Origin of the sequence: Streptomyces sp. Je 1-79 (assembly GCF_025195125.1) — a bacterium.
Lineage (GTDB): Bacteria > Actinomycetota > Actinomycetes > Streptomycetales > Streptomycetaceae > Streptomyces.
On the sequence record NZ_JAMGSL010000005.1, the window covers coordinates 443526 to 468437 of the forward strand.

Sequence of the window (24912 nt, forward strand, 5' to 3'; positions counted from 1 at the left end):
GTGTGACGAGCGTTACCCTGCAAGATCGTCCCGAGTCACACCGGCGTAATGGGTGTTTCGTACCGTCGGGAGCACGCTCGAACGACAGAGAGGCCCTCCGTTGCCCCCACAGGACTCGTCGGCCGCCGTCACCCAGGTGCGGACCGTCTGCTCCTACTGCGGTGTGGGATGCGGTCTGCTCCTCGACATCGCCTCCGGTCCCGACGGCCGCCGCACGGTCCTCAAGGCCTCCGGGGACAAGGCGCACCCCGCGAACTTCGGACGGCTGTGCACCAAGGGCGCGACGACGGCCGACATGCTCGCCGCGCCAGGACGGCTGACCACCGCGCTGGTGCGTCCCGAGCGCGGCACCGAGCCGGTGCCCGCCCCGGTGGACGAGGCGATCACGAGCACGGCCCGGCGGCTGCGGAGCATCATCGACGAGCACGGGCCCGACGCCTTCGCGTTCTACGTGTCGGGGCAGATGAGCCTGGAGGCGCAGTACCTCGCCAACAAGCTGGCCAAGGGGTACATACGTACCAACCAGATCGAGTCCAACTCCCGGCTGTGCATGGCGAGCGCGGGCACCGGCTACAAGCTCTCCCTCGGCGCCGACGGACCCCCCGGTTCCTACCAGGACTTCGAGCGGGCGGACGTCTTCCTCGTCATCGGCTCCAACATGGCCGACTGCCATCCCATCCTCTTCCTGCGGATGATGGAACGGGTGAAGGCGGGCGCACGGCTGATCGTGGTCGACCCGCGGCGCAGCGCCACCGCCGACAAGGCCGACCTCTTCCTCCCGATCAAGCCGGGCACCGACCTCGCGCTGCTCAACGGCCTGCTGCACCTGCTCACCGAGAACGGGCACACCGACACCGGCTTCATCGCCGAACGCACCGAGGGCTGGGACGCGATGCCGGCCTTCCTCGCGGACTACCCGCCCGCCACCGTCGCCGAGATCACCGGGCTCCCGGAGGAGGACATCCGCCGGGCGGCGGAGTGGATCGGCACGGCGGGGGAGTGGATGAGTTGCTGGACCATGGGGCTCAACCAGTCCAGCCACGGCACCTGGAACACCAACGCCCTGATCAACCTGCACCTGGCGACCGGCGCGATCTGCCGCCCGGGCAGCGGCCCCTTCTCCCTCACCGGCCAGCCCAACGCCATGGGCGGCCGCGAGATGGGGTACATGGGCCCCGGCCTGCCCGGGCAGCGCTCGGTGCTCGTGGACGAGGACCGCGCCTTCGTCGAGGAGCTGTGGGGCCTGGAACCCGGCACCGTGCGCGCGGACGGTTCCGGCAAGGGCACCGTCGACATGTTCCGGCGCATGGCCGACGGCGAGATCAAGGCCTGCTGGATCATCTGCACCAACCCCGTCGCCTCGGTCGCCAACCGCAGGACCGTCATCGAGGGCCTGGAGACCGCCGAACTCGTCGTCACCCAGGACGTGTTCGCCGAGACCGAGACCAACGCCTACGCCGATGTCGTGCTCCCCGGCGCCCTGTGGACCGAGACCGAGGGCGTACTGATCAACAGCGAACGCAACCTCACCCTCGCCCGGCCCGCGGTGGACCCGCCGGGCGAGGCGCTCGCGGACTGGCGGATCATCGCCCGGATCGCCTGCGAGATGGGGTACGAGGACGGATTCTCCTACGAGAGCGCCGAGGAGGTCTTCGAGGAGATCAAGCGCGCCGCGAACCCGAAGACCGGATACGACCTGCGGGGCGTGACGTACGAGCGGCTGCGTGCCACACCCGTTCAGTGGCCCGCCCCGACCGCCGACGGCCCGGACCGCAACCCGATCCGCTATGTCGGTGACGACGGCGGACCCGTGTTCCCGACGGCGAGCGGACGGGCGGTCTTCTTCGCCCGCCCGCACCTTCCGGCGGCCGAGATGCCCGACGACGACTACCCGTTCGTCCTCAACACCGGGCGGCTCCAGCACCAGTGGCACACCCTGACCAAGACCGGAAAGGTCGCCAAGCTCAACAAGCTCGACCCGAGCCCCTTCGTGGAGATCCACCCGGACGACGCGGCGCGGCTCGGCGTCGACGAGGGCGACTCGGTGGAGGTCGCGTCCCGGCGCGGGCGGGCCGTGCTGCCCGCCGTCGTCACCGACCGGGTGCGCCCGGGCTGCTGCTTCGCGCCCTTCCACTGGAACGACCTGTTCGGCGAGTACCTGAGCATCAACGCGGTGACCAGCGACGCCGTCGACCCGCTCTCCTTCCAGCCCGAGTTCAAGGTCTGCGCGGTGACGCTGGAGAAGGTCGCGGCCCCGGCCGTACCCGCCCCGGAACCCGGGGCGGGTACGGCCGGGGAGCAGACGACCGTGATCGTCCCCACCGCCGTCCAGCCCGGCGCGGCAGCCGTCTTCGGGCTGGAGAACGCACCCCCGCCCACCCTCGCCGAGCACGAACGCCAGTACCTGGTCGGCTTCCTCGCCGGTCTCGCCTCCGGCGCGCCCGGGGTTCCCGTGCTGCCGTCGGGCGCGCCGTTCAGCGAGGAGCACGCCCGCTGGGTGAACGGGGTGCTCGCCGGCCTGTACTCCCGAGCGCCGGAGACCGCCGTGGAGCCCATGCCGCGCTCCACCGCGCCGGGCCGTGAGGTCGTCGTGCTGTGGGCCTCCCAGACGGGCAACGCCGAGGAGTTCGCCGCGTCCGCCGCCGAGCGGCTCTCCGCGGCGGGACACCGCCCCGCGCTCCTCGGCATGGACGCCACCGACCCCACCTCCCTGCCGCCCGCCGCCGACCTGCTCCTCATCACCAGCACGTTCGGCGACGGGGACGCGCCCGACAACGGCTCCGGGTTCTGGGACGCGCTCACGGCCGCCGACACCCCTCGCCTGGACGGCCGGCGCTACGCCGTGCTCGCCCTCGGCGACTCCTCGTACGACGACTTCTGCGGCCACGGTCGCCGCCTGGACCAGCGCCTGGACGAGCTGGGGGCCGTACGCCTGGCCCCGCGCACGGACTGCGAACCGGACTACGAACCCTCCGCCCACGCCTGGCTGGAGCAGGTCCTCACCCGGCTCACCCCGGAGCCGACGACCGACGCCGCCCCGACCACCAGTCCGGTCACCGCCCCCGCCCCGGCCGCCCCCGCCCGTACGGCCAAGCCGGCCCCCGCCACCGCGCGGCTGACGGGCAACCGGCTGCTCGGCCTGCCGGGGGCGGGCAAGGAGGTCCGCCGGTTCACGTTCGACACCAGGGACAGCGAGACCCCCCTCCTCTACGAGGCCGGCGACGCGCTCGGGGTGCACCCCGTCAACTGTCCCGAGCTGGTGATCGAATGGCTGGCCGTCACCGGAGCCGACCCCGCCGCCGGCGTCGAGGTGCCCGGCGTCGGCACGGTCGGGCTGGCCGACGCCCTGCGACGGCACCTGGACATCACCCGCATCACCCCCGCGCTCCTGGGCTTCGTCAACGAACGGACCGGCGACCGTGATCTGAAGAAACTGCTCCGACCCGACAACAAGGGCGAACTCGCCCGGTGGTCCTGGGGCCGCCAGGCCGTGGACGTCATCGCCGAGCACCCGGTCCGCGCCACCGCGCAGGAGTGGGCGAGCGTCCTCAAGCGCCTCCAGCCCCGCCTGTACTCCATATCCTCCAGCCCGCTCACCGACCCCCACCAGGTGTCGCTGACGGTCTCCGTCGTCCGGTACGAGAACCTCCACGGCCGTCCCCGCAAGGGGGTCTGCTCGCCGTTCCTCGCCGACGCGGCCCCCGATGCCGCCGTGCCGGTCTTCGTCCAGCACTCCGCCCACTTCCGGCCGCCGGCGGATCCCGGGACGCCGATGGTGATGGTCGGACCGGGGACAGGGGTGGCGCCCTTCGTCGGCTTCCTCGAAGAACGCCGGGCCCGCGGCCACCGCGGCCCCAACTGGCTCTTCTTCGGCGAACAGCACCGCGCCACGGACTTCTTCTACGAGGACGAGCTGACCGCCCTCCTCGCCGAGGGCACCCTGACCCGCCTCGACACCGCCTTCTCACGCGACCAGCGCGCCAAGGTCTACGTCCAGGACCGGATGCGCGAGCAGGGGCCCCAGCTCTGGTCCTGGCTCCAGGACGGCGCGCACTTCTACGTCTGCGGCGACGCCGCGCGCATGGCCAAGGACGTCGACCAGGCGCTGCGCGACATCGCCGCCGCCCACGGAGGCCTCGACGAGGAGGGGGCGGCCCTGTACGTCAAGCAGCTCGCCGCCGACAAGCGGTACGTCCGCGACGTCTACTGACGCCCGCCCCCGTCACAGCGCCACGACGGTCGCCTCGGTGGCCTTGACGCTGGTCCAGACCGGCGTCCCGTCGGCGAGGCCGAGTTCGGCCGCGGCCTGCGGGGTGATCTCGGCGACGAGGTCGGGCGCCTCGTCCGAGGTGATGAGCACCCGCAGCCGGCTGCCGCTCGCGGTGATCTCCCGTACGGTTCCGGGCCAGACGTTACGGGGGCTGCCGCCCGGCCTCTCGCGGTGGACGGAGACCGCCTCGGGCGCGATGACGGCGAGGGCCTCCGTCCCGGTCGGCAGCGGCTCGGCGACGACCAGGGTGCCGCCGACGGCGAGTGCGAGGCCGTCGGCCGTGGCGGTGCCGGGCCAGGCGTTGCGGCCGAGCATCCGGGCGACCCAGGGGGAGCGGGGGTGGCGGCTGACCTCGGCGGGGGCGGCGTCCTGGAGGGCCCGGCCCTCGTCGAGGACGAGGACCCGGTCCGCGAGGGAGACCGCCTCGACGGGGTCGTGGGTGACGATCAGACAGACACCGCCGAAGCCCTGGAGGTGCGAGCGCAGGGTGTGGCGCACGTGCGCCCGGGTGGTCTGGTCGAGTGCGGCGAGGGGCTCGTCGAGCACGAGGAGCCGGGGGCGGGCGGCGAGCGCGCGGGCGAGCGCCACCCGCTGGGCCTGCCCGCCGGAGAGCTGCGCGGGGCGCCGGTGGGCGAGGTGCCCGACGCCGAGACGGTCGAGCCACTGCTGAGCGGCGCGCCGGGCCTCGGCCCTGCGGACCCCCTGGGCGCGCTGCCCGTACGCCGTGTTGGCGAGGGCGGACAGGTGGGGAAAGAGGGCCCCGTCCTGGGGGACCCAGGCCACGTGGCGTCGGTGCGGCGGAAGAGCGGTGACGTCGACCTCGCCCAGGCGCAGGACCGCGTGGGCGCGCGGGGTGAGACCGAGCAGGGCCCGCAGCAGGGTGGTCTTCCCCGCGCCGTTGGGGCCCACGACGGCGATGGTGGTGCCGGGCTCCGCCTCCAGGGTGAGGCGGGTGAAGCCGGTGACCTCGGCGTGCAGCGACCACTCCTCCCGGGGAACCGCGGGCCGCTCGCCGGGGGAGGCGAGGGCTCCGTCGGGAAGGGCCTCGTCAGGACGGGAACCGCCGGGGAGGGGCCCGTCCGGCAGGGCCGGGTCCACCGGTGCCGGGGGCCCGTCCGTACGTGCCGCCGGGGTGCCGGTCCAGCGTCCGCGCAGCGCGATCAGTACGGCCATGGCGATGACGAGCAGCAGGAGGGAGACGGAGGTCGCCGCCTCGGGCTCGTCCTGGAGCAGCAGATACACCTGGAGCGGCAGGGTCTGCGTGGTGCCCGGCAGGTTCCCCGCGAAGGTGATGGTGGCGCCGAACTCGCCGAGCGCCCGCGCCCACGTCAGGGCCGCGCCGGCGATCAGCCCGGGCGCGACCATCGGCAGGGTGACGGTGAAGAAGACCCGTACCGGCGAGGCACCGAGGGAGGCCGCCGTCTCCTCGTAACGGGGACGCAGCCCGCCCAGCGCGCCCTCCAGGCTGATCACCAGGAACGGCATCGCGACGAAGGTCGCCGCGAGGACCGCGCCCGAGGTGTGGAAGGGGAAGGTGATGCCGAAGGTGGACTCCAGCCAGGGGCCCAGCAGCCCGCGGCGGCCGAACGCGAGGAGCAGCGCCACGCCGCCGACGGTGGGTGGCAGGACCATCGGCAGCAGGACGAGGGAGCGGACGAACGCCTTGCCGGGGAAGGACACGCGGGCCAGCAGCCAGGCCAGCGGCACCCCGAGGACCAGGGACAGGCCGAGCGACCAGAACGACACCACGAGGGAGAGCTGGAGAGCCTCGGTCGTCCCCGGAGACGTGAGGTGGTCCGTGAGTCGGCCCCACTGGGTCCGTACGAGGATGCCGATGAGCGGCAGGACCAGGAAGGCCACGGCCAGCAGCGCGGGGATCGCCAGGGCGAGGGGCGCGCGGGCGCCCGGTGTGCGGCTGCCGGTTCGTTTCATCGGTGGTCCCTGCGGGTGGGTGGATACGGGATGCGAGGAGGGGCTGTCCGTCCCCCCGGAACGGGCAGCCCCTCCTCGCAGCGCGACGGCTACGGTCTGGCTACGGCTTCTGGAAGCCGGCGTCCTGGAGGATCTTCTGCGCCTCCGGCGAGGACAGCCAGGCGACGAACGCGGCGGCGGCCTCGGCGTTCTCGGAGTCCTTGAGGGTGGCGGCCGGGTACTGGGCGATCGCGTTCTGGGCGTCGGGGATCTCGACGGCGTCGACCTTGTCCGTGACCGTCGCGGCGTCCGTCCGGTAGACGAGTCCGGCGTCGGCCTCGCCCAGTTCGACCTTGCTCAGGACGGCGCGGACGTTCGGCTCCTGGGAGACCGGCTTGACCGTGATCTTCTGGGCGTCGAGGACCTGCTTGCTGTACTTGCCGGCCGGTACCTCGGGCGCGGCGAGGACGACCTTGAGCTTGGTGTCCGCGAGGTCCTTCAGCTCGTCGACCTTGTGCGGATTGCCCTCTCCGGTGGCGATGACGAGCCGGTTCCTGGCGATGATCGCCGGGGTGCCCGTGTCGGCCTTCACCTTGTCCATGCTCTTGGTGTCGGCGGTGACGATCGCGTCGGCGGGCGAGCCCTGCGAGACCTGGGCGACGAGCTCCTGGGAGCCCGCGAAGGAGAACGTGATCTTCGTGCCCGGGTGCGTCTTCTCGTACGCCGCGCCGGCGGTCTTGAACACGTTGGTCAAGGACGCGGCGGCCAGGACCGTCAGCTTGGCCGGGGGAGCGGCGGAGGCGGAGCCGGAGGCCGGGCCTTCGGCGCCCTTCCTGGTGTCGTCGTTGCCGCAGGCGGCGAGCGGGGCGAGAAGGGCGGCCGTCACGACGGCGGCGGCGACACGGCGTCTGGTGGACGTGCGGGGCAGGGACATGCGGGGTGACTCCTTGGGGGACGTGGCCGGCAGGATGCCGTCCGTCGCGGATGGTGAAGAGCCGCGCCGGTGACGGGCGTCGCCGCTCGGGAATGCGTGAGGGGTCAGGTGCGGTCGATGTGCACGCTGGTCGACTTCACGCGGGCGGTGGCCTGCATGCCGACTTCGAGTCCCAGCTCTTCCACGGCCTCGCGGGTGAGGAGCGAGACGAGCCGGTGCGGGCCCGCCTGGATCTCCACCTGGGCCGCGATGTCACCGAGCTTGATCGCGGTGACGATGCCCGGGAAGGCGTTGCGCGCCGAGGTGTAGGACGCGTCTTCCTCTCCGTTGCCGCTCTGGCCGATCTCCACGGAGAAGGCGGCGAGGTCCCGGCCGTCGATGAGACGCCGGCCGCTCTCGTCGCGATGGGTCGCGACGCGGCCGGCGTCCGCCCAGCGGCGGGCGGTGTCCGGGCTGACGCCGAGCAGACGTGCCGCCTGCCCGATGGTGTAGGACTGCATGCGCGCCACGTTAGAGCGATCAGGCTGGCATCTGCAACTACTCCGTGCATACCTCCATGGCGAATGCGAGGTCGTATGGAGGAAAGGATGAGCCGCGACGCGCTCACACGCCCCCGTACGGCTCCGCGGCGGCGTCGGGGAGGCGGCAGGTGCCGATCCAGATCCTGGTGACGGCGCTGACGTAGCGCGCACCGCAGCGGTCGGAAGGCACGACCAGCTGTGTGCCGACTCCGTCGAGGTCCTGGTCGTCCATGCGCGTGGCGAGCAGTACGGGCGCGTTGCCGAAGTCGGTGTCGATCTCGGCCCAGGACAGCACGGTGTGGTGGCCGTCGCCCCCGTCCACCGCAAGCAGGAAGCGGGAGCGCTCCTTGCGGCGCGCGGGGTCGAACCCGGGGCGGGCGCCGCTCACCACCTCCCGCAGGAGCGGACCCTCGAAGGTGTGGTGCTGCGGTCCGTTGGTGGCACAGTCGAAGACCACGTCCGCCCGGTGTCGCTCCCACCCCTCGCGCAGATCCGCCACGGTCAGCGTGACCCGCTCGGCCACCTCCCCGCACACGAGGAAGGAGCCGGTGCGTGCGTGGTTCGTTCGGGGCGGAGCGCTGAGTCGACTCATGGGATTCCCCTCCGGGCGGTCGGTGCGGCGGCTGCGCCCAGTGATACCCGACCCTCACACCGCAGAACCCTGTCTGCCACCCTGTTACGGGTTTCAGGGGTGCGATTGTGAGCTTGATACGAGAACCGTCCACGCATCCTCCGGTCTCATGCGCCAAGGGGCGGGGCCTCACCGGCGGAGGCGCGGGCGTGCCGGTCGAGGGCGAGCCAGACGCGGTCCCGGGTGAGGGGCATCTCGGTGAAACGGATCCCCGTGGCGTCGCGCAGGGCGTTGGCGAACGCGGGCCCGACCGGATTGAAGGGGCTCTCGCTCATCGACTTGGCGCCCAGGGGCCCGATCGCGTCGGAGGTCTCCATGAAGTGGACCTCGGTGCGCGGGATGTCGGCGTACTGCGGGAGCCGGTAGCGGCGGAAGGCCGCCGTGGTGACCTCCCCGCGGTCGTCGAGCCGCACGGTCTCGAAGAGGGTGGCGCCGAGCGCCTGGGCGACTCCGCCCTCGACCTGGCCGCGGCACTGCATCGGGTTCATCACCTTGCCTGCGTCGGCGGCGTGCACGCTCCGCAGGATCCTCATCTCGCCGGTGCCCGGATCGACGGCGAGCCGGAACCACTGGGCGTTGAAGGCCACCGAACGGGGGCTGCCACCCCAGTGGCCGTCGGCGGCCAGCTCCTCCAGCCTGCCCGTGTCGTAGGCGGCCTCGTACAGCTCCTTCAGGGTGACGATCCGGCCCGCGCAGTCGAAGGCCTCGGCCTCCAGCCTGCACAGGTGCCGGGCCACTCCCGTGTGCCGGGCCGCGAAGGTCTTCAGGCGCTCCGCGAGCGAGTCGGCCGCCAGCATCACGGCCTTGCCCGCCACCACCGTGCCGGCCGAGCCGAACGCGCCGGTGTCGTGCCGGACGACGTCCGTGTCGGACTGGCGGACGGCGATCCGGTCGACCGTGGTGTTCAGCGCCCCCGCGGTGATCTGCTTGTGGACCGTGGTCGTGCCGTTGCCGAACTCCGCCGTGCCGACCGCGATGTCGTACGTGCCGTCGCGCAGCAGGCTGACCCGGGCGTCGGCGAAGTGGCCGCCGGGCGGACCGGTCGCGATCATCGCGACCGCCGTGCCCGTCCCGGTGAGCCAGCCCTCCGGGACGTCTTCGTGGCTGCGGTCCTCGGCGATCGCCCTGCGGACGATGTCCATGCACTGCTTCATCCCGTACGAGGCGATGAAGAGGTCCTCCTCGTGGCCGATCGGCGTCACCATCGGGTCGCCGGGGCCGATGACGTTCTTCTCGCGCAGGACGAGCGGGTCCATGCCGAGCCGGACGGCGAGCTCGTCCATCACCGATTCGACGGCGAAGAGGACCTGGCCGAGGCCGTAACCGCGGAAGGCGCCCGCCGGCACGCCGTTGGTGTAGACCGAGTACGCCTCCACCTCCTTGTTCGGCGCCTTGTACACGGCGAAGGACTCGCCGACGCTGTGGAACATGACCGCCGGGCCGTGGTTGCCGTAGGCGCCGGTGTTGGAGACCACGCGGATCCGCAGCGCGGTGAGGGTGCCGTCGGCCTTGGCGCCGATCTTCACGGTGATCTTGAAGGGGTGGCGGGTGGTGGCGCCGTAGAACTGCTCGGCCCGGGTGAACTCGAGTTTCACCGGGCGCCGCAGCTTCAGCGCGGCGAGGACCACGATGTCCTCGGTGAGCATCTCCTGCTTGCCGCCGAACCCGCCGCCCACACGGCCCGCGACGACCCGGACCTCGTCCTCGTTCAGGTCGTAGAGGGCGCACAGCGCCCGCCGGGTCAGGAACGGGGCCTGGGTGGAGGAGCGGACGGTGATGCGTTCGCCCTCGCCCTCCTCCTTCGGCTCGAAGTACGCGACGCTGCCGTGGGTCTCCAGGCTGGCGTGCTGTACGCGCTGCGTCCGGAAGGTCTCCTCGTAGACGACGTCCGCCTCCGCGTAGCCCTTCTCCATGTCGCCGAGGGTGTGATGGACCTCGCCGCACACGTTGCTCCCGGGGCGGGCGATGCGCGACTCCGGGCCCCTGTCGTGGATCACGGGAGCGCCCGGGAGCATCGCCTCCTCCGGGTCGATGACGTACGGCAGTTCCTCGTACGTCACGACCACACGGCGGCACCCCTCCTCGGCCGCCTGCTCGTTGTCGGCGACGACGGCCGCCACACGCTGGCCGACGAAACGGACCACGTCGTCCAGGACGCGGGTGTCCTCCGGGTCCTCGGTGGGATGCTCGTGGCGGGCGGAGGAGTACAGCCGGTCGGGGGCGTCGTGGTGGGTGAGGACGGCGTGCACGCCCGGGACCCGGAGCGCCTCGGAGGTGTCGATGCCGACGATCCGGGCGTGCGGGTGGGGGGAGCGCAGCAGCTTCATGTGGAGCAGCCCGGGAACCTCGACGTCGAAGGTGTAGCGGGCGGTCCCGGTCACCACCTGGGGGCCGACCGGAGCGCCGAGGCTCCTTCCCACGGCCTTTCCCGCACAGGGGCTTTCGGTGTGCCGCACACCGCGCACCGCGTCCTCGATCGCGCGGTAGCCGGTGCAACGGCAGATGTTGCCCTTGAAGGCGCGCGGAAGGTCCTCCAGCTTGCCGTCGTCGTGCGGGGCGCCCCGCTCGGCTTCGAGGGAGGCCGTCGTCATGAGGAAACCGGCCGTGCAGAAGCCGCACTGGAAGCCCTGCGCATCGAGGAACCTCCGCTGGACGGGATGGAGTTCGCCCTCGGGGGAGGCGAGTCCCTCGACGGTCGTGACGCTCCGGCCCTCCGCGCGCACCGCCGGGTACAGGCAGCTGTGCACGGGCTCCCCGTCGACGTGGACGGTGCAGGCGCCGCAGTCACCCGCGTCACATCCCTTCTTCACCCCGAACCAGCCGCGCTCGCGCAGATAGGTGCGCAGGCACTGGCCGGCGCGCGGTTCGTCCTCGAAGGGCTGGTCGTTGACCTGGATGCGGAAGTTCATCGCGTACCGTCCTCGCGGAGCTGTGTCAGTTCGCGGCGCACTTCCTCGGCGAGGCGGAAGCCCATGTGCCGCCGCCATTCGGGCAGTCCGTGGATGTCGTCGAACCAGTCGTCGGCGCCGACGGCGGCCTCGATCGCCCGCCGGAGCTCGTCCTTCCCCGGCGGCAGCGGGAACCAGAGCCGGAACGGGCGTACGGTGGCCGCGCTGATCGTCACGGCCAGCGAACCGTCCACGGGGTCGTACGCCCCGATGACCAGGGCGCCCGAGCGGCCGAGCCCGTACAGCGAAGCCTGCCGGAAGGCCGTACGGCAGCCGAGCGCCCGGGCGGGCAGGGTGACCGAGCGCAGCAACTCGCCCTCACCGAGGCCCTTGCGGCCCGCACCGGTGACGAAGTCGACGACCTTCACGCTCCGGAGGGTCCCCGCCTGGGACTGGAGCAGACAGGCCCCGTCGAGCGCGGCGGTCAGCGAGATCATCGGCCCGGCGGGCAGCCCGTTGCACAGGTTCCCGCCGACGGTCGCCATGTTCCAGATCTTGAACGAGGCCAGGAAGGCGCGGCAGCACTGCTCGAACAACGGCGCCGCCGCGGCGCCGAACGTCCGCCCGTAACGGGAGAGCTGGGCGATGGTGCACGTCGCCGCGACCTCCAGCGAGCCGTCCTCGTCGAGCCTGAGCGGCTCCCACCCCATGCGGCTGAGATCCACCAGACGGCGCAGGTGCGGCTGGGGCTCGGAGAAGAGGTACGTACCCCCGCCCAGCCATGCGTCACCCGGCCGCCAAGGCTCGCGGAGCCGCGCGTCACGCACGTCCGTCACCGTGTTCAGATCCATGTCTCCCCACGCCCCTCGGCCACTGCTTCCACGCCAGTGAAGCCCTCCGCGAGGCCGAAAACGACTGGTTCACCACACGGAAAACCTCCAGGCCCGCTCCCCGGACGCTGGATGATCAACCAAGAGCCATTTTGCTACGGAGATCTGGCATCTACGATGTGGGAACTCGCACTCGCCTCGTGAATGTGAGATGTGGGGTCACTCCCGCAGCCGCGCAAGGAGTCACCGCATGCACGTCGACCATCTCCTCCAACTGGACGACCTCGACCTCAGCCTCGTCTGGGGCGACGCGTCGTTGCTCGGCCGGGAGATCAGCGGGGTGACGGCCACCGACCTGGAGGACCCGACGCGATTCCTCCAGCCCGGCGAGATCGTCCTCAGTGGACTCGTGTGGTGGTCCCCGGACGACAGCCCGGCCCGGACCGAACGTTTCGTCTCCGCCCTGCGGGCCGGCGGCGCCGCCGCGCTCCTGGCCGGCGAGGAGACGCACGGCACCGTCCCCGACGAACTCGTCGCCGCCTGCCGCGCACACGGAATCGCCCTGATCGCCGTGCCCGCGCACACCAGCTTCCGCGCCATCACCGAAGCCGTGTACCTCCGCCAGTGGGGTGACCTCAACCGCCGTCCCTCCCACCTCTACGCGCTGCCGGAGAACGTACGGGGCGAACTCGGCCGGCTGTCCGAGCGGGGCGTCCCCGCGGCCGAACTCCTGGACCGGGCCTTCGCCCACCTCGGTTCGCCCCCCTGCTACCTCCTGACCAGCAGCGGACGCACCGTGGCCCGCACCACCTCGGCGCCCCCGATCCCCGCCCGGCGGGCCGCGGAGAGCCTGCACGGGACACCCGGCACGACGCTGCGCATCGACGCCGACGGCACCGCCTTCGACGCCTGGCACCTCCACCTGCCCGGCGCGGTCGAGGCCCCGCCCCGCGCGCTCCACGAGATCGCCGAGGTCATCGCCCAGCACCGTCGCCACCACGACCGGCGACAGGCCACGCGACGGCAGGCCGACGAGGAACTCATCGGCCTCATCGGTGCCTTCGGCCCGGAGGCGAACGACCTGGGGAACGTCCTGCGTGCGTGCGGACTGCCCGACGCGGGACCGTACGCGGTCGTCGTCGCGACCACGGAAGGGGACGACGAGCGCCCCGGGTGCCGCGACGCCCTCGCGGAGGCGCTGAGCCATCTGCGCCCAGGCTCCTTCGCCGTCGGGGAGCGCCCGGACGGCGAGGCGATCGCGGTCGTGGGCGTCGAGGGCCGTGACGACATCCAGGCGCGCCTCGGGGAGGTGTGGCCGCTGATCCACGCCTGCCGTCCGGACGCCGTCGTGCACTGCGGGGTGAGTGCCCCCGTGACGGAGACGGCGGGTCTCGCGGCGGCCGTCACCCAGGCCCGGTACGCCCGGGCGGCGGCACGGGTCGCGGCGCCGCGAGGATCCCGGGTGATGGCCGTGGACGACCTCTTCGACCTGGAGACCCTGCTGGCGGGTGTGCCGGGAGACGTGAAGGAGGTGTACAGCACCAGGGTCCTGGGCCCGCTGCTGCTGGACGAGCGGCCCGCGAACGCCGTGCTTCTGGAGACCCTCGAAGTGTTCCTCGCGCACGACGGTTCCTGGGCAAGGACCGCCAAGGCCCTGCATCTCCACGTGAACACGGTGCACTACCGCATCGAGCGCATCGAGACCCTGACGGGGCGTGACCTGTCCCGCCTCGACCACAAGCTGGACCTGCGCGCGGCTCTGCTCTGCCGTTGAGGGACGGCCGCCCGTCAGCGTAGGTCGATATGGACGTTCGTCGACTTCACCCGTGCGGTCACGGTGACTCCGACCGAGAGGTCGAGTTCCTCGACGGACTCCCGGGTCACCAGGGAGACGAGCCGGTGCGGGCCCGACTGGATCTCGACCTGAGCGGCGACGTCGTCGACGCGGACGGCGGTCACGATCCCGACGAACGAGTTGCGCACGGAGGTCGGCAGATCGTCCTCCGGCACGGCGTACATACCCGAGCCGCGCTCCTTGGCGAAGGCCGCGAGGCCGACCCCGTCGATGACCCGGTTTCCCGAACCGTCACGGTCCATGCGCAGCCGACCGCTGTCGGCCCAGCGACGGACGGTCTCCGAACTCACTCCGAGCAGCCCGGCGGCCTGCCCAATGCTGTACGACGGCACCCCCGCACTCTAGGCCACCCGCCGCGGCCGCCCGTTCCGGCCGGGCCGTTCGCCTCCGCGCGTTCCGGCCGGCGCCGGCGGGGCCGGTCAGCCGCCGTCGGACCCGGCCTCCATCGACCGCATGGCCTCCGCGGCGCGCTTCTCCATCTCCTCCGGCGCGACGTCCTCCACATGCGTGGCGACGTTCCAGCGGTGGCCGAAGGGGTCCTCGAACTGACCGCTGCGGTCGCCGTAGAACTCGTTCTTGACCGGCGACAGCTCCTTCGCGCCGCGGGAGAGGGCCGCGGCGAAGACCGCGTCCACGTCCTCCACGTACAGGTGCAGGGTGATGGGCGTGCCGCCGACGGACTTCGGCGAGCGGAATCCGATGCCCGGGTGCTCGTCCGCGATCATGATCATCGAGTTTCCCAGAGCCAGTTCGGCGTGGCCGATCTTGCCGCCGGGCACGGGCTTGACGCTCACGGGACGTCCACCTTTCCGGAGGGGGACGGCCACTGCCGACCGTCGCCTGCGACCACAGATATCCCGAACCGCCGGGGTCCCCGCCCGCGCCGCGCGGCTGCCCGCCACCGGATACCCCGAAGGGCCGCCCCGGGCCCCCGCCCCGGGCAGGCAGGGCCGCTCACCAGGCCGGCCGTAAGGGATCACTTCTTCCCCCCGCCTTCCTCGCCCAGGAATTCCCTTGTCCGCCCGATGATCACGAGTTAGTGTGCCCCGGCCCGGCGCACGCCGGGGGAGACCGCGGGTGGGGGACATGGCGGAGGACGTCGACGCGCTGCCGAAGGGCGCGGGCATGTGGGGGCAGGTCGTGGCGGGCCTGTTGGTGGTGCCGGCCCTGGGATTCGGCCTGTGGGCCATGGGCGAGGCCGTCGGGGACACGGGTGGCGGTCCGCCGCGGCCGGCCGCGTGCGGGGACGGGGAGACCGGCGGGACGCCGGGGAAGACCCGTGAGACGCGGGGGCGGCTCTCCGGGGACGAGCTGTGCAAGGCGCTGAACCGCCCCGATCTCGCCCGGCTCCTGGGCACGCCGGAGGAGATGGCGACGTCCGCCGACGGGAGCGACGGTTCCCTCAAACTGGCCGGCGCCGCAAGGGACATCGCCACTCCCACGTCCGAGGTGCGGTTCGCGACCTACACCGTGACGCTGTCGGCGCTCTACGACGGAGCCCCGGTGGCCGGATACACCCCGTTCACGGGGCACAGCGCCGAGGAGCGAAAGGTCCTGGGCCGCCCGGCCGTCCTGTACTCGGACCAGACCATCAGCATCCGCTTCCGTCTCGACGGCAGCGACGCCGAGACCGGGCCCGGCGTTCCCGCCCGCTCCGTCATCGTGGCCCGGGACGCGCGGGACAGCGGCGGGTCGTACGAGGTGACCCTGTGGCGCGGGGACGGCGCGGTGCCGGACGACGCGGTGCTGCTCCGTGTGGCCGAGGCGGTCCTGCCGACGCTCCCGGGGTGGACCCCCGGAAGCGCCGTCCGGCCGTGACCGTCTCCCGTCAGGCGGCCGGATGGCGCGGTTCGCGCCACATCGCCCACAGCACGGGCCCGTTCCCGGGAAGCGTCAGCTCCTCGCGCACGGTGAAGCCGAAGTGCTGGTAGAAGGGCAGGTTGTCCGGCTTGGAGGACTCCAGGTAGGCGGGCATGCCCGCCGCGTCGGCCTTGGCGAGACCCGAGCGCAGCAGTGCGGCGCCGTGCCCCTGGCCCTGGGCCGCCGGGTCGGCGCCTATCAGTGCCAGGTACCAGTGCGGCTCCTGGGGCGTGTGCTGCGCGGCGGCCTCGACGGCGGCCCCGAACACGGGTGCCCGGTCGCCGAGGATGTCCTGGAGCTCCTGGATCGTCTCCGCGTCGGGCACGGCCTTGGCCTGTGCCTCCGGCGGCACCCAGAAGGCGGCCGCCGCCGCGGTGCGCTCGCACACCGCGTGGTGGACGTACTGCCGGGTGAAGAGGGTGGTGAAGTAGCGACCGAGAGCCGCCGCGCGCGAGGAGCCGTCGGGAAAGAACCAACGCATCATCGGGTCGTCGTCGAAGGCGCGGGTCAACGCGTCTCCGATCAGCGGAGCGTCGTCGACCGTCGCCGTTCGTGGGGTGTTCGTCATCGACATACGGGTCATTCTGCGCCCCGATGATCTTGGACTCGGCGGCGGGGCCCCCTATGGCCGGATCTCTACGGTCGAATCCCTTACGGCCGGATCCGCCGGGCGGGCCGGGCCGGTCCCGCCGGTCCCGTCACTCCGGCTCCGCCGCCGGCTCGTCCGAGGAGAGGATCGAGGTCTCCAGCTTCCTCAGGAGGCGGGCGAGCTGCCGGCGCTCGGCGGGAGACACGCCGTCGAGCATGCGGCGCTCGTTGTCGAGGTGTTCGGCGAAGACCGTGTCCACGGTCGCCAGGCCCAGCTCGGTGAGGCGGGAGTAGACGACCCTCCGGTCGTCGGCGTCCCGCTCGCGCACGATCAGCCCGTCCTTCTCCAGCCGGTCGATCCGCAGGGTCACCCCCGCCGAGGAGACGAGGCCGGAGTCGGCGAGCTGTCCGGCCGTCAGGCGGTACGGCTCGCCGGCGCGCCGCAGCGCGGTCAGCACGTCGAAGCCCGCCACGGACAGGCCGTGGAGCTCGATCGACGCGGTGATCCGGGTGTTGTAGCGCAGGAAGGTGCGGTGCAGCCGGGCGAGCACGTCCAGGGGGCTGGTGTCCAGCTCGGGACGCTCACGGGCCCAGTCCTCCATCACCTTCGCCACGGCGTCGCGGTTCGCCGGCTTCGATGCAGCCATGTCCATCCCCTCGTACGGCCGCGGCCGGCACCCCTCCGGCATCTCACAGCACTGAGAATCTTACCGCTGAGGCACTCGGGCCCGGGTGCGGCGGACGTGACCCCGGGGCGGCGGATGCCACCCCGCGCCGGCGGACGTGACCCCGGGGCGGCGGATGCCACCCCGGGGTCGACGGACGCGGGGTGTCCGCCGTCAGCGGTTGAGCTCCTCCAGCGTCCTGCCCTTGGTCTCGATCGCGAACCAGGCGATCACGGCGCCCACCAGGGCCATGACGGCGAGCTGTGCGAAGACCAGCGACAGGCTGCCGCCCGCGCCGATGATCGTGCCCACGACGACCGGCCCGAGGATGACGCCGAGGCGGTTCCACAGGCCGCCGAACGCCGCCCCCTTGGCGCGGTTGGCCGTGGGGTAGAGCTCGGGGGAGTAGAGGTAGAGACCCGCGTTGATCGCGTACAGGAAGAAGGTCGTGCACGAGGCGAAGACGGCGACCTGGCCGCCCGAGCTCGCGCCCGCCAGGGCCAGCACGCCCAGCGAGAGGGCGCCCCCGACGAGGGCCGCCATGAGCGCGGGCCGGCGCCCGATGCGGTCGATCAGCAGGGCGACGACGAACGTGCCGAGCAGGCCCGTGACATTGCTGAGCAGGGTGTAGACGAGGGCCGTGGTCAGGTCCAGGCCGAACTGCCTGGTGTAGAGCGACGGCAGCCAGGTGGAGATGCCGTGGTTGACGTAGTACGCGACGAACCACAGCCCGGAGAGCACGGCAGTACGGCGCAGGTAGCGGCCCCGGAAGAGGTCGCTCAGCCGGCCCTTCGCGAGGTCCTCGGGGACTCCGGCGGCCGGTGACGGCAGCGGTTCGGCCGTGGTGCGGGCGACCTCCGCCTCGATCCGGGCGATGGCCGCCTCGGCCTCCTGGGTGCGCCCGCGGGCCAGGAGCCAGCGCGGGGACTCCTCGACGTGGCGGGGGAGTGCGGCTGCGATCAGGACCGGGAGGCCGCCGATGAGGAACATGGCGCGCCAGCCGAGATTGGGGACGACCCAGACGGCGACCAGCGTCGCGGCGGCGAGGCCGGCGGGGAAGATCATCTCGTACAGCAGCACGAAGCGCCCGCGCTTGTCGGAACGGGCGATCTCGTTGATGTAGGTCGCGGCGACGGGGACCACGCCGCCGATGCCGAGACCCTGGACGAACCGGAAGAGCGAGAAGGTCTCGATGGAGCCGGAGAAGGCGACGGCGAGGCTGGCGAGACCGGTGACGGCGACACCGAGCGCGACCGTACGCACCCGGCCGATCCGGTCGCCCAGCCATCCGGCCGCGAGGGCGCCGAGGAGCATGCCGATCGAGGCGGCGGTGACGGCGAAGGTGGCCTGCCCGGTGGTCAGGTTCCATTCCTTCGTCAGGACGGGCAGGGCGGAGGCGGCCAACAGCTGGTCGAACGCCTCGAAGAAGGTGACGGCGCCGATCAGGAATCGCACCTTGACGTGCCAGCGCGAGTGCGGCAGTCGTTCGAGGCGCGCGGCTACGGAGCCGAGGGCTGGCTTGCCGGCCACAGTCGTCATGGAGGGGGTCCTTCCGCGAACAGAGGAGTTGCGGAGACAGTAGGTTCAGCTATCTAAGCGGTCAATGGTTAAGGGCTTAGTAATCTTGGGCTTAGCGATCTCGAACCCGCCGGCTCGACGCCCATCCTTGGGGTTGCCGCACCCCGTGCTCAAGCACTGCCGGGCAACGATTTCGAACCAGGGGTCTTGCGTCGAGATAGTTAAGCGCTTAGATTTCAAGCGCTTCGAGATGTGAAGTCCGAAGCCCCACCCGTCCCGCCTCGCCAGGAGGTTCGCCCGTGCCCCACCACCCCACCGACATCCTGATCGCGGGCCAGTGGCGGCGCGGCGCCGGAGAACCGCTCGACACCGTCGACCCGGCCACCGGCCGTCTCCTCGCCACCGTGCACTCCGCCTCCGCGGAAGAGGTCGCCGAGGCCGCGGAGGCGGCGGCCGAGGCCGCGGCCGACCCCCGCTGGCGGGACCTCCTCCCGCACGAGCGCGCCCGGCTCCTGCACCGGATCGCCGCGCTCACCGAGGAGGCGGCGGACGAGCTCTCGGCGCTGCAGACCGCCGACACCGGCAAGACGCTCACCGAGACCCGGGCGCTCGCCCTCAGCGCGGCGGGCACCTTCCGCTACATCGCCGCCGCGCTGGAGACCGCCGAGGACTCCCTCACCCCCTCGCGCGGCCCGTACCTGACGATGAGCGTCCACGAGCCCCTCGGTGTGGTCGGCGCGGTCAACCCCTGGAACTCGCCCATCGCGAGCGACGCGCAGAAGATCGCCCCCGCCCTCGCCGCCGGCAACGCGGTCCTCCTCAAGCCGGCCGCCTGGACCCCGCTCGTCTCCCTCGCCCTCGGCCGGCTGATCACGCGGGCCCTCGACGAGTTCGGTCTGCCCACCGCGCTGCTGTCCGTGCTCCCCGGCAGCGGCCGGGTGGTCGGCGACGCCCTCGTACGCCACCCCCTCGTCGCCCGCGTCGGCTTCACCGGCGGAACCGCGACGGGCAGGACGATCGCCGCCGTCGCCGCTCAGAAGCTGATCCCCGCCTCCCTGGAGCTGGGCGGAAAGTCCCCCACCATCGTCCGCGCCGACGCCGACGCCGAGCAGGCCCTGGCCGGTGTGCTCTTCGGGATCTTCTCCTCCAGCGGCCAGTCCTGCATCGCAGGCTCCCGGCTCTTCGTGGCCCGCGAGCTCTACGACTCCTTCGTCGGCGAGCTCGTCGAACGCGTCCGGAAACTGCGGGTCGGCCCCGGCACCGACCCGGCCACCCAGGTCGGCCCCCTCGTGCACCACCGCCACCGCGACGCCGTCGCCGCCTACGTCGACCTCGCCCGGTCCGAGGGTGCGCGGGTCCTGTGCGGAGGCTCGGCGCCCGAGGAGGAGAGCCTCCGGGACGGCGCGTACTACCTGCCGACCGTCCTCGACGGCCTGCCGAACTCCTCCCGCACCTGCCAGGAGGAGATCTTCGGCCCGGTCCTCGTGGCGCTTCCCTACGACGACGAGGACGACCTGGTCCGCCAGGCCAACGACTCCGTCTACGGACTCGCCTGCGGCATCTGGACCCGCGACGCCCGCGCCGCCTGGCGGATCGCCCGCCGGATCGACGCCGGCACCGTCTGGATCAACACGTACAAGCAGTTCAGCGCCTCCACCCCGTTCAGCGGCTGGAAGGAGAGCGGGCTCGGCACGGAGAAGGGCCGCGACGCGATCCGCGCCTACCAGCGCCAGAAGTCCCTCTACTGGGGCACCTCCGACGCCCCCCTTCCCTGGGCCCACTGACCCGGCACGCCCGCCCGTCTGGAGAGACTCATGCAACCGTCACCGCCCGGCCCGATCGCCCGCCTCCGCTCGCTGCGCTACGTCGAGCTGCACACGCCCGCCTTCACCGAGGCCGCCGACTTCTACGAGGAGGTCTGGGGGCTGGAGACCGTCGAGTCCGACAGCGGCGCGCGGTGGCTGCGCGGCACCGGCGACGAGCACCACGTCCTGCACCTGACCGAGCGCGAGCGCGTGGGCCTCGGCCGGCTCGCCTTCGCCGTCGCCACCCCCGCCGAGGTCGACGAGGCCGCCCGGCGCCTCGAAGAACGGGGCATCGTCCCCGTCTTCGGCCCCGGCCCGCTCGACCAGGCGGGCGGCGGCTACGGACTGCGGTTCACCGACCCCGAGCGGCGCCTCGTCGAGATCAGCGCCCAGGTCGAGGCCGTCGCCCCGCGCGGCCGGGACGGCGCGGTGCCCGTCGGCGTCACCCACGCCGTGCTGAACACCACCGACATCGACGCCGCCGTCGCCTTCTACCGGGACGTCCTCGGGCTGCGCGTCTCGGACTGGTCCGAGCACCAGATGGCGTTCCTGCGCTGCAACGCCGACCACCACTGCATCGCCTTCAACCAGGCCGAGTGGACCTCGCTGAACCACGTCGCGTACGAGATGAGCTCGGTCGACCACTTCATGCGGGGCCTCGGGCGGCTGCGCCACCACGGCATCGCCCCTCAGTGGGGCCCCGGACGGCACGGCCCCGGCAACAACACCTTCTCCTACTTCACCGACCCGTCCGGGCTCGTCTGCGAGTACACCTCCGAGGTCGCGCAGATCGTCGAGGACACCTGGATCGCCCGGGTGTGGCGACGGGTGCCGGACCTCTCCGACCTGTGGGGCACGGCCGGCCCGCCGTCCAGGGAGATCCGCTGCCACATGGCGGGCACGCCGGACCCCGGCCCACTCGCACCGATCGACGCCCGAAAGGACAACGCATGAGCACCGTACGCAGGGTCGGAGTGGTCGGCTGGGGCGCGATCGGCCGGATCGTCGGCACCGCCCTCGCCGACGGGCAGGTGGACGGCGCCGAGCTGGTGTGCGTCGTCGACAACCGTCCGCTCGGCGACACGGCGCCCGCCCCCCAGCTCCCCTTCGAGGAGGCCCTGGAGCTCTGCGACCTGATCGTGGAGGCCGCCGGGCAGGGAGTCGTACGGGAGTGGGGCGAGCGCGTGCTCGCCTCCGGCACCGATCTGCTCATCGCCTCCAGCGGGGCGATGACCGACGACGAGCTCGCCGAGCGGCTGCTCGCGGCGGGACCGGGACGGGTGTACTTCACGGGCGGCGCGGTCGGCGGGCTCGACCTGCTCCAGGCCGCCCGCTCGCTCGGCCCGCTGGCCGACGTCCGCCTGACCACCACCAAGCTTCCCGCGACCCTCGAACAGCCGTGGATGGACGAGGAGTTGCTGACCCGCATGCGGACCGCGACCGGACCGGTCGAGGTCATGTCCGGCACGGCGCGCGAGGTTCCGGCGAAGTTCCCCAAGTCGACGAACGTCGCCGCGTCGGTCGCCCTGGCCGTCGGTGACCTGGACGCTGTGCGGGTCCGGGTCGTCGCCGATCCCGCGGCGCACCACACCCGGCACGTCATCGAGGCGTCCGGCGCGCACGGCACGTACCGCTTCGAGGTCGCGCACCTGCCCGACCCCGGGAACCCGGCGACCAGCCAGGTGGTGCCGTACGCGGTGCTCCGCGGCCTCGGGGCGCTCGCCGGACGGACGGGGCAGATCCTGTGAGCGCCCCCACCGGCCGCGACAGGGACGGCGTCGACGTCCATGTGGAGGAGGCCGGCGACCGAGGCCCGCTGCTGCTGTGCCTGCACGGCATCGGCTCGTCCTCTGCGGCGTTCGCGCCGCAGCTCGCCGAGCTCTCCTCGTACGCCAGGGTCGTCGCCTGGGACGCCCCTGGTTACGCCGGGTCGCCCGACCCCGAAGTCGCCCTCACCCTCGACGACTTCGCGGACGCGGCGGCCGGGCTCGTGAGGGAGCGCGGCGGGAGCGCCCATGTGCTCGGCGTCTCCTGGGGCGGCGTGATCGCCCTGCGGCTCGCCACCCGCCACCCGGACCTGGTCGCCTCGGTGATCGTCGCCGACTCCAGCCCCGGCTCGGGCACGGACGCGGCGAAGGCCGCGGGCATGCGGGCCCGCGTCGCCGAACTGGCCGAACTCGGCCCGCGCGCCTTCGCCGAGGCGCGCGGACCACGCCTGGTGTCGCCCGGCGCCCCGGACGAACTGGTCCGGCGGGTCGTCGACACCATGGCCGCCTCGGTACGGCTGCCGGGCTACGCGTACGCCGCCGAGTCCATGGCCTGCGCCGATCTCCGCGCCGAGCTGCCCTCGGTCGCCGCGCCCTCGCTCGTCCTCTGCGGCGACCAGGACACGGTCACCGGCGTCGAGGCGAGCCAGGACATCGCCGGGGCCCTCCACAAGACCGCCTTCGTGATCGTCAAGGACGCCGGTCACCTGGCCAACCAGGAGCAGCCGGGCCGCTTCAACGCCTGGATCCTCTCCCACCTCCGCATCACCGCACGCATCCCCGAAAAGGAGCTGTCACCATGCCTCTGACCACCACCGCGTACGACAACGGCGACGACCTCGCCGCGTACACCGACTCCCTCATCGCCACGAAGGCCTCCCGGGTCGCGGACTTCGACACCCTCTCCTTCCAGGAGAAGGCCGGCCCGCAGTACCGCCGCGGCCAGATCCGCTACGTCGGCTCCGGCGCCACCGGCAACCACGAGGGCGACAGCCGCGTCATCCCCTCCGGCGGCTTCACCTTCTCCAACATGCTGCTGCCGCCCGGCGCCGAGGGCCCGGCCCACACCCACCACGACGTCGAGGAAGCCTTCTTCGTCCTGGAGGGCGAGGTCAGGGTCGGCATCCACCGGGGCCCGGACGAGGCCGAGTACCGCACCCTCGGCTACCGCGACATGATCGTCGTCCCGGCCGGTGTCACCCGGTCCCTGAAGAACGAGGGCGACACCGACGCCCTGTTCTGCGTCGTCATCGGCACCCAGAAGCCGCAGGTGCCGTCCTACCCCGTGTACTCGCCGATGCACGGTGTCACCCGTGACTGACCCTCGGGTCGTCGTCGTCACCGGGGCGGGCCGTGGCCTGGGACTGGCCATGGCCCGCCGGGCCGGCGTCGACGGCTTCCGGGTCGTCGTCGCCGAGCTCGACCCCGAGCGCGGCGAGGGCGCCGTCGCCGCCTTGCGGAAGGAGGGCGTCGACGCCGTCTTCGTACGGTGCGACGTCGCCGACCCCGGGTCGGTGGACGGCCTCGCGGCGGCCGTGCGCGGCCTCGGCCCCCTGTACGGGCTGGTCAACAACGCGGCGCTCGCCAACGGCGTGGGCGGACGTGAGTTCCAGGACATCGACGTCGAGGTGTGGGACCGGCTGATGACCGTCAACGCCCGCGGCCCCTGGCTGGTGTCGAAGGCGCTGCACCCGCTCTTCACCGCACCTGGACGGATCGTCAACATCGCCTCCGACGCCGCGCTGTACGGCTCCCCGCGCCTCGCCCACTACATCGCCTCCAAGGGCGCGGTCATCGCGCTCACCCGGGCCATGGCACGGGAGCTCGGCGACAAGGGGATCACCGTCAACGCGGTCGCCCCCGGGCTGACCGAGGGCGAGGCGACCGAGACCGTACCCGCCGAGCGGCACGGCCTCTACCGCGCGAACCGGGCCCTCTCCCGGCCGCAGCAGGCGGACGACATCACCGGGATCGTCTCCTTCCTGCTCGGCGAGGAGTCCCGCTATCTGACCGGACAGGTGATCGCCGTCAACGGCGGCTTCACCATGAACTGAGCTGTAGGAGAGACGAGTCATGGATCTGGGCCTCGCCGACCGCACCATCGTGGTCACCGGCGGCAGCTCGGGCGTCGGCCTGGCCACGGTCCGCGCCCTGCTCGACGAAGGAGCCCGCGTCGCCACCTGCGGCCGCGACGCCGGCCGGCTGGAGAAGGTGGCCGCGGCGCTCGGAGCAGGCCGCGACCGGCTGCTGACCGGGGTCTGCGACGTACGGGACGCCGACGCCGTCGACGGATTCGTCCGGCGCACCGCCGAGGAGTTCGGCGGAGTCGACGGACTCGTCAACAACGCCGGGCAGTCCCGGATGAAGGGGCTCGACGACGCGACGGCCGAGGACTGGCGCGACGAACTGGAACTCAAGTTCGCCGGCGTCCTCAACCCGCTGCGCGCCGCCCGCCCCTATCTCACCGCCTCCGGCGCGGCGAGCGTCGTCAACATCAACGCCGTTCTCGCCAAGCAGCCCGAGACCCGCCTGATCACCACCAGCGCCGCCCGCGCCGGCATCCTCAACCTCTCCAAGTCCCTGTCGGCCGAACTCGCGCCCGACGGCATCCGGGTCAACTCCGTCTGCCTGGGCCTCGTCGACACGGGCCAGTGGACCCGCCGGTACGCCGCGGCGGACACCTTCCTGAGCTACGAGGAGTGGCAGACGGAACTCGCCGCCGACCGCGGGATCGCGCTCGGCCGCCTCGGCCGGGCCGAGGAGGTCGCGTACGCCGTCGTCGCGCTGCTCTCGCCCCGCGCCTCGTACATCACCGGCACCGGCATCGACGTCTGCGGCGGCGTCGGCCGCTCCATCCTCTGAGGAGTCAC

21 protein-coding genes are annotated in these 24912 nt (G+C 72.5%); 10 read left to right on the plus strand and 11 right to left on the minus strand.

The genetic code is table 11. The features are described from left to right. Window positions 1-175 precede the first annotated feature (175 nt). The gene (locus tag M5362_RS12580; protein ID WP_374214456.1) at window positions 176-4210 is read left to right on the plus strand and encodes a molybdopterin-dependent oxidoreductase; all 4035 of its coding nucleotides are present in this window, start codon (window positions 176-178) and stop codon (window positions 4208-4210) included. Between the two features lie 12 nt (window positions 4211-4222). Here M5362_RS12580 and M5362_RS12585 read toward each other — a convergent pair whose 3' ends face one another. The 6 genes from M5362_RS12585 to M5362_RS12610 all read right to left on the minus strand — a co-directional run bounded on the left by M5362_RS12585 (window position 4223) and on the right by M5362_RS12610 (window position 12006). After that, window positions 4223-6202 (minus strand): ABC transporter permease, encoded by a 1980-nt coding sequence (locus M5362_RS12585; protein WP_260227546.1) that lies wholly within the window; start codon window positions 6200-6202, stop codon window positions 4223-4225. A gap of 100 nt (window positions 6203-6302) precedes the next feature. Then, complete coding sequence (modA, locus tag M5362_RS12590; protein WP_260227547.1) at window positions 6303-7115, minus strand: molybdate ABC transporter substrate-binding protein; 813 nt, start codon at window positions 7113-7115, stop codon at window positions 6303-6305. A gap of 104 nt (window positions 7116-7219) precedes the next feature. Beyond that, entirely contained in the window at window positions 7220-7615 is a 396-nt protein-coding gene (locus M5362_RS12595) for a molybdopterin-binding protein (protein ID WP_260227548.1), read from the minus strand. A gap of 103 nt (window positions 7616-7718) precedes the next feature. Next, entirely contained in the window at window positions 7719-8228 is a 510-nt protein-coding gene (locus tag M5362_RS12600; protein ID WP_260227549.1) for a molybdopterin-dependent oxidoreductase, read from the minus strand. Window positions 8229-8374: 146 nt separating this feature from the next. After that, window positions 8375-11176 (minus strand): molybdopterin-dependent oxidoreductase, encoded by a 2802-nt coding sequence (locus M5362_RS12605; RefSeq protein ID WP_260227550.1) that lies wholly within the window; start codon window positions 11174-11176, stop codon window positions 8375-8377. Next, on the minus strand, window positions 11173-12006 hold the full coding sequence (locus M5362_RS12610; protein ID WP_260227551.1) for a xanthine dehydrogenase family protein subunit M: 834 nt from the start codon (window positions 12004-12006) through the stop codon (window positions 11173-11175). Before M5362_RS12610 ends, M5362_RS12605 begins: the two co-directional genes overlap by 4 nt. Window positions 12007-12235: 229 nt before the next feature. On the opposite strand from M5362_RS12610, the gene M5362_RS12615 reads away from it, so the two are divergent. Continuing rightward, on the plus strand, window positions 12236-13759 hold the full coding sequence (locus tag M5362_RS12615) for a helix-turn-helix domain-containing protein (protein ID WP_260227552.1): 1524 nt from the start codon (window positions 12236-12238) through the stop codon (window positions 13757-13759). 14 nt (window positions 13760-13773) lie between these two features. Here the strand turns inward: M5362_RS12615 and M5362_RS12620 are convergent, their stop codons facing one another. Both M5362_RS12620 and M5362_RS12625 read right to left on the minus strand, forming a co-directional pair. Then, a complete protein-coding gene (locus M5362_RS12620) occupies window positions 13774-14172 on the minus strand; it encodes a TOBE domain-containing protein (RefSeq protein WP_260227553.1) in 399 nt (132 codons plus the stop codon). Window positions 14173-14259: 87 nt separating this feature from the next. Next, complete coding sequence (locus tag M5362_RS12625) at window positions 14260-14634, minus strand: VOC family protein (protein ID WP_260227554.1); 375 nt, start codon at window positions 14632-14634, stop codon at window positions 14260-14262. Window positions 14635-14926: 292 nt separating this feature from the next. Here M5362_RS12625 and M5362_RS12630 point away from each other — a divergent pair, with 292 nt between their 5' ends. Further along, entirely contained in the window at window positions 14927-15658 is a 732-nt protein-coding gene (locus tag M5362_RS12630; protein ID WP_260227555.1) for a DUF6215 domain-containing protein, read from the plus strand. 10 nt (window positions 15659-15668) lie between these two features. Here the strand turns inward: M5362_RS12630 and M5362_RS12635 are convergent, their stop codons facing one another. From M5362_RS12635 to M5362_RS12645, 3 genes are all read right to left on the minus strand, one after another. Continuing rightward, window positions 15669-16283: a GNAT family N-acetyltransferase gene (locus tag M5362_RS12635; protein WP_260227556.1), complete on the minus strand. Its 615-nt coding sequence runs from the start codon at window positions 16281-16283 to the stop codon at window positions 15669-15671. Between the two features lie 115 nt (window positions 16284-16398). Then, the gene (locus M5362_RS12640; RefSeq protein ID WP_260227557.1) at window positions 16399-16935 is read right to left on the minus strand and encodes a MarR family winged helix-turn-helix transcriptional regulator; all 537 of its coding nucleotides are present in this window, start codon (window positions 16933-16935) and stop codon (window positions 16399-16401) included. A gap of 192 nt (window positions 16936-17127) precedes the next feature. Then, window positions 17128-18492: an MFS transporter gene (locus M5362_RS12645; protein WP_260227558.1), complete on the minus strand. Its 1365-nt coding sequence runs from the start codon at window positions 18490-18492 to the stop codon at window positions 17128-17130. A 278-nt stretch (window positions 18493-18770) separates the two neighbouring features. Here M5362_RS12645 and M5362_RS12650 point away from each other — a divergent pair, with 278 nt between their 5' ends. From M5362_RS12650 to M5362_RS12680, 7 genes are read left to right on the plus strand one after another with little or no spacing between them, the layout of a single operon-like run. Next, the gene (locus tag M5362_RS12650) at window positions 18771-20255 is read left to right on the plus strand and encodes an aldehyde dehydrogenase family protein (protein WP_260227559.1); all 1485 of its coding nucleotides are present in this window, start codon (window positions 18771-18773) and stop codon (window positions 20253-20255) included. A 30-nt stretch (window positions 20256-20285) separates the two neighbouring features. Continuing rightward, complete coding sequence (locus M5362_RS12655; protein ID WP_260227560.1) at window positions 20286-21230, plus strand: VOC family protein; 945 nt, start codon at window positions 20286-20288, stop codon at window positions 21228-21230. After that, the gene (locus M5362_RS12660; protein WP_260227561.1) at window positions 21227-22024 is read left to right on the plus strand and encodes an aspartate dehydrogenase domain-containing protein; all 798 of its coding nucleotides are present in this window, start codon (window positions 21227-21229) and stop codon (window positions 22022-22024) included. The genes M5362_RS12655 and M5362_RS12660 overlap by 4 nt, the downstream gene beginning before the upstream one ends. Then, entirely contained in the window at window positions 22021-22851 is an 831-nt protein-coding gene (locus M5362_RS12665; RefSeq protein WP_260227562.1) for an alpha/beta fold hydrolase, read from the plus strand. The genes M5362_RS12660 and M5362_RS12665 overlap by 4 nt, the downstream gene beginning before the upstream one ends. Then, window positions 22842-23363 carry a cupin domain-containing protein gene (locus tag M5362_RS12670; RefSeq protein WP_260227563.1) on the plus strand — a complete coding sequence of 174 codons (522 nt, stop codon included), beginning with the start codon at window positions 22842-22844 and terminating at the stop codon, window positions 23361-23363. The genes M5362_RS12665 and M5362_RS12670 overlap by 10 nt, the downstream gene beginning before the upstream one ends. Further along, window positions 23356-24096, plus strand: a complete 741-nt coding sequence (locus tag M5362_RS12675; protein WP_260227564.1) for an SDR family oxidoreductase — start codon at window positions 23356-23358, stop codon at window positions 24094-24096. The genes M5362_RS12670 and M5362_RS12675 overlap by 8 nt, the downstream gene beginning before the upstream one ends. A gap of 19 nt (window positions 24097-24115) precedes the next feature. Beyond that, entirely contained in the window at window positions 24116-24904 is a 789-nt protein-coding gene (locus M5362_RS12680; protein WP_260227565.1) for an SDR family oxidoreductase, read from the plus strand. Window positions 24905-24912: the final 8 nt, after the last annotated feature.

Bases quoted from the DNA above. Each gene is read 5' to 3' on its own strand.
- M5362_RS12655 (WP_260227560.1), top strand. From the start codon at position 20,286: ATGCAACCGTCACCGCCCGGCCCGATCGCCCGCCTCCGCTCGCTGCGC.
- M5362_RS12630 (WP_260227555.1), top strand. From the start codon at position 14,927: ATGGCGGAGGACGTCGACGCGCTGCCGAAGGGCGCGGGCATGTGGGGG.
- M5362_RS12645 (WP_260227558.1), bottom strand. From the start codon at position 18,492: ATGACGACTGTGGCCGGCAAGCCAGCCCTCGGCTCCGTAGCCGCGCGC.
- M5362_RS12635 (WP_260227556.1), bottom strand. From the start codon at position 16,283: ATGACCCGTATGTCGATGACGAACACCCCACGAACGGCGACGGTCGAC.
- modA (WP_260227547.1), bottom strand. From the start codon at position 7,115: ATGTCCCTGCCCCGCACGTCCACCAGACGCCGTGTCGCCGCCGCCGTC.
- M5362_RS12600 (WP_260227549.1), bottom strand. From the start codon at position 8,228: ATGAGTCGACTCAGCGCTCCGCCCCGAACGAACCACGCACGCACCGGC.
- M5362_RS12585 (WP_260227546.1), bottom strand. From the start codon at position 6,202: ATGAAACGAACCGGCAGCCGCACACCGGGCGCCCGCGCGCCCCTCGCC.
- M5362_RS12605 (WP_260227550.1), bottom strand. From the start codon at position 11,176: ATGAACTTCCGCATCCAGGTCAACGACCAGCCCTTCGAGGACGAACCG.
- M5362_RS12670 (WP_260227563.1), top strand. From the start codon at position 22,842: ATGCCTCTGACCACCACCGCGTACGACAACGGCGACGACCTCGCCGCG.
- M5362_RS12640 (WP_260227557.1), bottom strand. From the start codon at position 16,935: ATGGCTGCATCGAAGCCGGCGAACCGCGACGCCGTGGCGAAGGTGATG.
- M5362_RS12680 (WP_260227565.1), top strand. From the start codon at position 24,116: ATGGATCTGGGCCTCGCCGACCGCACCATCGTGGTCACCGGCGGCAGC.
- M5362_RS12610 (WP_260227551.1), bottom strand. From the start codon at position 12,006: ATGGATCTGAACACGGTGACGGACGTGCGTGACGCGCGGCTCCGCGAG.
- M5362_RS12660 (WP_260227561.1), top strand. From the start codon at position 21,227: ATGAGCACCGTACGCAGGGTCGGAGTGGTCGGCTGGGGCGCGATCGGC.
- M5362_RS12615 (WP_260227552.1), top strand. From the start codon at position 12,236: ATGCACGTCGACCATCTCCTCCAACTGGACGACCTCGACCTCAGCCTC.
- M5362_RS12595 (WP_260227548.1), bottom strand. From the start codon at position 7,615: ATGCAGTCCTACACCATCGGGCAGGCGGCACGTCTGCTCGGCGTCAGC.